At 70.0% G+C, this 6,636-nt stretch carries 8 protein-coding genes; 4 read left to right on the top strand and 4 right to left on the bottom strand.

All coding sequences use genetic code 11. The features are described 5' to 3' along the window. Positions 1-585 (top strand): tyrosine-type recombinase/integrase (locus ACLN58_RS15795; RefSeq protein ID WP_415856210.1); only part of this gene is annotated, 585 nt, incomplete at its 5' end. Between the two features lie 48 nt (positions 586-633). Beyond that, positions 634-1,113: an 8-oxo-dGTP diphosphatase gene (locus ACLN58_RS15790; protein ID WP_415856211.1), complete on the top strand. Its 480-nt coding sequence runs from the start codon at positions 634-636 to the stop codon at positions 1,111-1,113. Between the two features lie 11 nt (positions 1,114-1,124). Here ACLN58_RS15790 and ACLN58_RS15785 read toward each other — a convergent pair whose 3' ends face one another. The 4 genes from ACLN58_RS15785 to ACLN58_RS15770 are packed head-to-tail and all read right to left on the bottom strand — an operon-like array spanning position 1,125 to position 5,394. Beyond that, the gene (locus ACLN58_RS15785) at positions 1,125-2,276 is read right to left on the bottom strand and encodes a bifunctional 2-methylcitrate synthase/citrate synthase (RefSeq protein ID WP_415856209.1); all 1,152 of its coding nucleotides are present in this window, start codon (positions 2,274-2,276) and stop codon (positions 1,125-1,127) included. Between the two features lie 34 nt (positions 2,277-2,310). Next, positions 2,311-3,216 carry a methylisocitrate lyase gene (prpB, locus tag ACLN58_RS15780; protein ID WP_415856208.1) on the bottom strand — a complete coding sequence of 302 codons (906 nt, stop codon included), beginning with the start codon at positions 3,214-3,216 and terminating at the stop codon, positions 2,311-2,313. Beyond that, on the bottom strand, positions 3,216-4,736 hold the full coding sequence (locus ACLN58_RS15775) for an MmgE/PrpD family protein (protein WP_415856207.1): 1,521 nt from the start codon (positions 4,734-4,736) through the stop codon (positions 3,216-3,218). The genes prpB and ACLN58_RS15775 overlap by 1 nt, the downstream gene beginning before the upstream one ends. Continuing rightward, positions 4,729-5,394, bottom strand: a complete 666-nt coding sequence (locus ACLN58_RS15770; protein ID WP_415856206.1) for a GntR family transcriptional regulator — start codon at positions 5,392-5,394, stop codon at positions 4,729-4,731. The genes ACLN58_RS15775 and ACLN58_RS15770 overlap by 8 nt, the downstream gene beginning before the upstream one ends. A gap of 134 nt (positions 5,395-5,528) precedes the next feature. Here ACLN58_RS15770 and ACLN58_RS15765 point away from each other — a divergent pair, with 134 nt between their 5' ends. Together ACLN58_RS15765 and ACLN58_RS15760 are read left to right on the top strand one after the other, a co-directional pair. After that, positions 5,529-6,071: an acyl-CoA thioesterase gene (locus ACLN58_RS15765; RefSeq protein ID WP_415856205.1), complete on the top strand. Its 543-nt coding sequence runs from the start codon at positions 5,529-5,531 to the stop codon at positions 6,069-6,071. 37 nt (positions 6,072-6,108) lie between these two features. Next, positions 6,109-6,636: gamma-glutamyltransferase (locus tag ACLN58_RS15760; RefSeq protein ID WP_415856204.1), on the top strand; the 528-nt coding region annotated here is incomplete at its 3' end.

Raw genomic sequence — 6,636 nt, 5'->3', positions numbered from 1 at the left:
ATCCCGGTCGACGACGTGGCGCGCATCCTCGACGCCGCGTCCGCGGACAGCCCGACGGGCCTCCGCGACCGGGCACTGCTCGAATTCCTCTACTCGACCGGCGCGCGCATCAGCGAGGCGGTGGGGCTCGACGTCGACGACGTGCGGCTCAGCGGCGAGGACGACGGCGGTCCCTCCGTGGTGCGGCTGTTCGGCAAGGGCTCGAAGGCGAGGCTCGTCCCGCTCGGCTCGTACGGAGCGCGTGCCGTGGACGACTACCTCGTCCGCGCGCGCCCGCTCCTCGCGACGAAGGGCGCCGGCACGCCCGCCCTCTTCCTCAACGCGCGCGGCGGCCGCCTCAGCCGGCAGAGCGCGTGGACGATCCTCAAGGACGCCGCGGAGCGCGCGCAGATCGGCCGCGACGTCTCGCCGCACACGCTGCGGCACTCTTTCGCGACGCACCTCCTCGAGGGCGGCGCCGACGTCCGAGTGGTCCAGGAACTCCTCGGGCACGCGTCCGTCACGACAACGCAGGTCTACACGCTCGTCACCGCCGATACGCTGCGCGAGGTCTACGCCGCGGCCCATCCCAGGGCGCGGGGCTAGCGTGGGCGCCGCAGCATCCCCTGGCGCAGCATCCCCTGGCGCGGCGATCTGATGGGCGCGCCCGTGGCACTCTGTTTCCTCCTCCGCGACGGCGCCGCCGGCCGCGAGGTGCTGCTGGGGCGCAAGAAGCGGGGCTTCGGGCGCGGCAAGGTGGTGGGCCTCGGCGGGCACGTCGAGCCGGGGGAGACCTCGGCCGAGGCCGCCGTGCGCGAGCTGCACGAAGAGGCCTGCGTGGTGCTCGACCCAGCGGCGGTCCGCCCGGCCGGCACCGTGGACTTCCGCTTCCCCGCCCGCCCCGAATGGGACATGGAGTGCGCCATGTTCACGTGCACAGCCTGGTCAGGCGAGGTGTGCGAGACCGAGGAGATCGCGCCCGCGTGGTACCGCGTCGACGCGCTGCCGCTCGAGGACATGTGGCAGGACGCCGACCACTGGCTGCCGATCGTCCTCTCGGGGACCGTGGCCCACTTCCTCGTGGAAATGGCCGAGGACAACGAAACGGTGGCCCGTTTCGCTGTCCTCGGCTGAGTTGCGACTGTTTAGTCCAGGTGCCGCTCGTCCGGCCCGTTGTACGCGCTGAGCGGGCGGATCAGGGAGTTGCTCTCGAGCTGCTCCATGATGTGCGCGGTCCAGCCCACGATCCGGCTCGCCACGAACAGTGGCGTGAACGTCGGGATGTCGAAGCCCATGAGGTGGTACGCCGGGCCCGTGGGGTAATCGAGGTTCGGCTTGATGCCCTTGGCCTCGTCCATCGACTGCTCGAGCCCGTCGTACAGGCCCAGGATCTCGGGGCGCCCGTAGTACGTGATGAGCTCGTCGAGGGCGGCCTTCATGGTCGGTACGCGCGAGTCGCCGTGCTTGTAGACGCGGTGCCCGAAGCCCATGATCTTCTTCTTCTGGGCCAGGGCGGCGTCCATCCAGTCCTTGGCCCGGCGCTTGGCGTCCTCGTGGGACTCGTTCGGGTCGATCCCGATCTCCTCGAACGTCTCCATGACGGCCTCGTTCGCGCCGCCGTGCAGCGGGCCCTTGAGCGCGCCGATCGCCGCGGTGACGGCGGAGTGCAGGTCGGAGAGCGTCGAGGTCACGACGCGGGCCGTGAACGTCGAGGCGTTGAACGAGTGCTCGGCGTACAGGATCATCGAGACCTCGAACGCCCGGATCACCTCGGGCGCGGCCTCGACGCCGAACGTCATCCACAGGAAGTTGGCGGCGTAGCCGAGGTCGGAGCGCGGCTCGATGGGCTGCTCGCCCCGGCGGCGGCGCTGGTCGTAGGCGACGACGGCGGGCATTGCCGAGAACAAGGCGACCGCCTTCGCGTTGTTCGCCCCGCGCGACGAGTCCGCGGCGAGCGAGTCGCGCGCGCCGAGCACGGAGGTGGCGGTCCGGCACACGTCCATGGGGTGCGAGCCGAGGGGGAGCTCGTCGACGATCGCCTTGATGAGCGGGTCGAGCGAGCGGCCCGCGCGCTCCTGCTGCTCGAAGGCCGCGAGCTGGTCGCGGGTGGGCAGTTCGCCGTTCCAGAGCAGGTAGGCGACCTCCTCCATGCTGCAGCGTGCCGCGAGCTCCTGGACGGGGTAGCCGCGGTAGAGCAGGGAGTTGGTGTCGGGATTGACCTTGGAGATGGCGGTGTAGTCCACCACCACGCCGGCGAGACCCTTCTTGATCTCGTCCGTGTTGGATTGCTGCGTCATAGCGGGCTCCTTCGTTGGTGGCCTACTGTCGGCCTCAGTATCGGCCGGGAACCTGAAAATTGAAGACGCCGGCGTCGAAGCGGTTGTACGCCTCGTAGTCAACCAGCTCGTAGAGGCGTGAGCGAGTGAGCATCTTCTCGACCTGGTCCTCCTGGGTGCCGTGCGCAGCGATTGCTTCCAGCGTACGTTCTGCAGCGCCCATGGCAATCCTCAACAGGGTCACAGGGTAGATCACGAGGTTGATCCCCACGCTCGCGAGCTCCTCGACGGTGAAGAGGCGGCTCTTGCCGAACTCGGTCATGTTCGCCAGGACCGGGACGCTCACGGCGTTCCGGACCGCTTGGAACTCCTCGAGGCTCGCCATGGCCTCGGGGAAGATCGCGTCCGCGCCGGCGTCGACGAGCGCCTTGGCGCGGTCGACGGCGGCGTCCAGGCCGTCCGACGCGCGGACGTCGGTGCGGGCCATGATGAGGAAGTTCGGATCGCGGCGTGCCTCGGCTGCGGCGCGGATGCGCTTCAGCGCGGTGTCGAGGTCCACGACGGCCTTGCCGTCGAGGTGGCCGCACCGCTTGGGGTTGACCTGGTCCTCGATGTGGCAGCCCGCGAGCCCGGCGTTCTCGAGCTCCTGGACGGTGCGGGCCACGTTCATGGGCTCGCCGAAGCCCGTGTCGGCGTCCACGATCGCGGGGAGCTCGGTCATGCGGGCGATCTGCCCGGCCCGGGCCGCGACCTCGGTCAGGGTCGTGAGGCCGATGTCGGGCAGGCCGAGGTCGTTGGCGAGGACGGCGCCGGAGATGTAGACGCCCGGGAAGCCCTTCTCCTCGATGAGCCGGGCCGAGAGCGGGTTGAACGCGCCCGGGAACTGCTGGACCTCGCCGGAGGCGAGCAGTTCGCGCAGGCGGATCCGCTTCTGCTCGGGGGTGGACTTGGAGTACAGCATCAGAAGAGTCCCTTCGGTGCTGACGCGAGGTCGATGACCCCGTCCTTGGCCACGATGTTGAGCTCATCGAGCTCGCCGGCGCGGAGCTCGGGGAGGCGCTGGACGGCGTCGAGGAACCGCTCGATCTCCTCCGGGGCGACCGCCTCGGCGGCGAGGGCGCGGAACTTCGCGATGTACTGCTCGCGCCCGAACGGGCGGGCGCCGAGCGGGTGGGCGTCCGCGACCGCGATCTCGTCCTCGATCACGGTGCCGTCGGACATCGTGATGACCACGGACCCTCCGAACGCCTTCTCGGCGATGTCCAGGGAGTGGTAGCGGCGGGTCCACTCCGGGTCCTCTTCGGTCGTGACCTTGTGCCACAGTTCGACCGTGTCCGGCCGGGCCGCGCGCTCGGGGGCGTACGAGTCGACGTGGTGCCAGGTTCCGTCCTGGAGGGCGACGGCGAAGATGTACGGGATCGAGTGGTCAAGTGTTTCGCGCGAGGCGGTGGGGTCGTACTTCTGCGGGTCGCTCGCACCCGAGCCGATCACGTGGTGCGTGTGGTGGCTCGTGCGGATCAGGATGCTCGTGACGTTGGCCGGGTCGGTGGCCTCGGGGTGCTCGCGGTGCAGCTTGCGGGCCAGATCGATCCAGGCCTGAGCCTGGTATTCGGCCGAGTGCTCCTTCGTGTAGGTGTCGAGGATCGCCCGCTTCGCCTCGCCGGGAGCGGGCAGCGGGACCTCGTACGAGGCGTCCGGACCGTCGAGCAGCCACGCGATGACCCCGTCCTCGCCCTCGTAGATCGGCACGGGGGAGGTCTGCCCGCGCATCGCCCGGTCCACGGCCTCGACCGCCATCTTGCCCGCGAAGGCGGGGGCATGGGCCTTCCACGTGGAGATCTCGCCCTTGCGCGATTGGCGCGTCGCCGTCGTCGTATGCAGGGCCTGGCCCACGGCCTGGAAGATCGTCTCGACGTCCAGACCCAGCAGCGTCCCGATCCCGGCTGCCGCGGACGGGCCGAGGTGGGCCACGTGGTCGATCTTGTGCTTGTGGAGGGAGATCGCCTTCACGAGGTCCACCTGGACCTCGTATCCCGTCGCGATGCCTCGCACCACGTCGCGGCCCGTCGAGCCGACGTGCTGGGCGACGGCCAGGATGGGCGGGATGTTGTCACCGGGGTGGGAGTACTCGGCCGCAAGGAACGTGTCGTGGTAGTCGAGCTCGCGGACGGCGACGCCGTTGGCCCATGCCGCCCACTCGGGGGAGACGCGGTCCTGAATCCCGTACACGAGCGCCCCGCGCCCACCGGACGACGGCGCGTGGGCCAGCGCCTGCGCCCGCGCGGCCACGATCGGGGCCCGGTTGAGCGAGGCAATCGCGACCGAGGCGTTGTCGATGATCCGGTTGATCACCATCTCCGTCACCTCCGGAGCGACCTCCACCGGGTCCGCGGCCACCCCCGCGATCTTGTGCGCGAGCTGGTCCTCGCGGGGGAGGCTCTCTTCGCTCTTGTAGACGCGGACCTTGTGCAGCTCAACCATGGATGGCCTCTCGGTGTTCAGAAGTGTGCTGGGTGGCTTTGATGTGGTTCAGGCTGTTGTTCAGATGGACCGCGGTTGCGGCGGCCGCGAGGGGCGCGTTGCCCTCGGCGATCGCCCCGGCGATGGACGCGTGCTCGACGGCGGCCTGGCGAAGGCGCGCGGCGTCGTCCTTCGCGAGGCGGCGCACGCGGGCGAGGTGGACTCGCAGGCCCTCGAGCGCCTGGGACAGATAGGAGTTGGCTATCGCGCCGTCGATCGCGCTGTCGAGCTCGGCGGACAGGGCGTAGTACTCGCTTCGCTGGGGATCGTCGTCGGTCAGGAGGGCCGGTGCCGCAAGAAGGCGGTCTCGGAGGACCACGAAGGGCTCGCGGTCGCCGCGCTGGGCGGCGAGCGCCGCCGCCTTGCATTCGAGCGCCTCCCGGAGCTCGAAGAGCTCGCCGAGGTGGTCGAGCGAGAGTTCGCTCACCACGACGCCGCGCCCGCGCTGTGCCGTGGCGAGCCCCTCGCCGGTGAGGCGTGCGAGGGCCTCGCGCAGCGGCGTGCGGGACACTCCGAGGCGCTCCGCCTGCTCGACTTCTCCGAGGACGGTCCCCGGAACGAGCCGCCATTCGACGATATCCTCGCGGAGCATGGCGTACGCGCGATCGCTGGCCTTCATGCCCCTCCCTTCGACAATGTATACACTGACACGCCACGGAGGGGATCGCAAGCCATTTCATTCAGGATTGACCGGCGCTGTGTATACATTTCGGGAGGCGCGACACTGTGGTTACTCGCTAGTAACATGAGGGCATGCATCTGCTTCTGCGCACGCTCCTCCTGCTCGTCACGTCGGGGCGTCGGCCGCCTCTGAGCCTGTGGGGCACCTCCTCGCTCCCACTGCGGGTGCTCCCGACCGACATCGACATCGCGATGCACGTCAACAACGGCATGTACTTCTCGCTCATGGACCTGGGGCGCTTCGACCTCATGGTCCGAGCCGGCGCGTGGCGCAGGATGCGGGCCAAGGGATGGGCTCCAGTGGTCAACCTCGAGACGATCACGTTCCGGAAGTCGCTTACGCTGTGGCAGCGGTACACGATCGAGAGCCGGATCATCGGCGTCGACGACCGCGCGATCTATTTCGAGCAGCGGATGGTGGCGAGCGGGGAGGTCTACGCGCGCGCCTACATCGCGACGCGGCTCGTCTCCGCGACGGGTCCCGTGAGCAATGAAGAGATCTTCGCCGAGGTCGGGATGCCGCCGGCGGACCTCGAGCTCCCCGAGTTCCTGCACCGTTGGCGGGAGGAGAGCGCGCTCCCGAGCACGCGGCGCCCCGCGCCCCACCTCTGGTAACCGCGAGGCTCGCTGGGGCGAGCGATAGCGTGGGGTGATGGAGTTCACCACACGCCCAGAGCTCACGGGAACGTTCGGCATGGTCTCGGCCACGCACTGGATCGGAGCCCAAGCGGGCATGGCGATGCTCGAGCGCGGCGGCAACGCGTACGACGCCGCTGCTGCCGCCGGCTTCGCGCTTCAGGTCGCCGAGCCGCAGCAGAACGGACCCGGTGGAGACCTCACGCTTCTTCTCGCCGAGCCGGGCGCTGCGCCGCAGGTCCTGTGCGCTCAGGGGCCCGCGCCGGCACGGGCCAGCGTCGCGGCGTTCCGCGAGCTAGGGCTCGCGCACGTGCCCGGCACGGGCCTCCTGCCCGCCGCGATCCCGGGCTCGACGCTCGGCTGGCTCACCCTGCTCGCCGACCACGGCACGCTTCCGTTCGCCGACGTGATCGGCCCCGCCCTCCGCGTCGCCGAGGAGGGCCTCCCCGTGGGATGCCGCCTCGCCGCCGTGTTCGAGCGCATGGCCGCGCACTTCGCAGCCCATTGGCCCACGTCGGCCGAGGTCTTCGCGCCGGGTGGCGCT

This window comes from Sinomonas sp. G460-2 (assembly GCF_047759905.1).
GTDB lineage: Bacteria > Actinomycetota > Actinomycetes > Actinomycetales > Micrococcaceae > Sinomonas.
This window is presented reverse-complemented; position numbering and strand designations above follow the sequence as displayed.

Coding starts and splice junctions, on each gene's coding strand:
- ACLN58_RS15785 (WP_415856209.1), bottom strand. CDS start 2,276: ATGACGCAGCAATCCAACACGGACGAGATCAAGAAGGGTCTCGCCGGC.
- prpB (WP_415856208.1), bottom strand. CDS start 3,216: ATGCTGTACTCCAAGTCCACCCCCGAGCAGAAGCGGATCCGCCTGCGC.
- ACLN58_RS15775 (WP_415856207.1), bottom strand. CDS start 4,736: ATGGTTGAGCTGCACAAGGTCCGCGTCTACAAGAGCGAAGAGAGCCTC.
- ACLN58_RS15770 (WP_415856206.1), bottom strand. CDS start 5,394: ATGAAGGCCAGCGATCGCGCGTACGCCATGCTCCGCGAGGATATCGTC.
- ACLN58_RS15765 (WP_415856205.1), top strand. CDS start 5,529: ATGCATCTGCTTCTGCGCACGCTCCTCCTGCTCGTCACGTCGGGGCGT.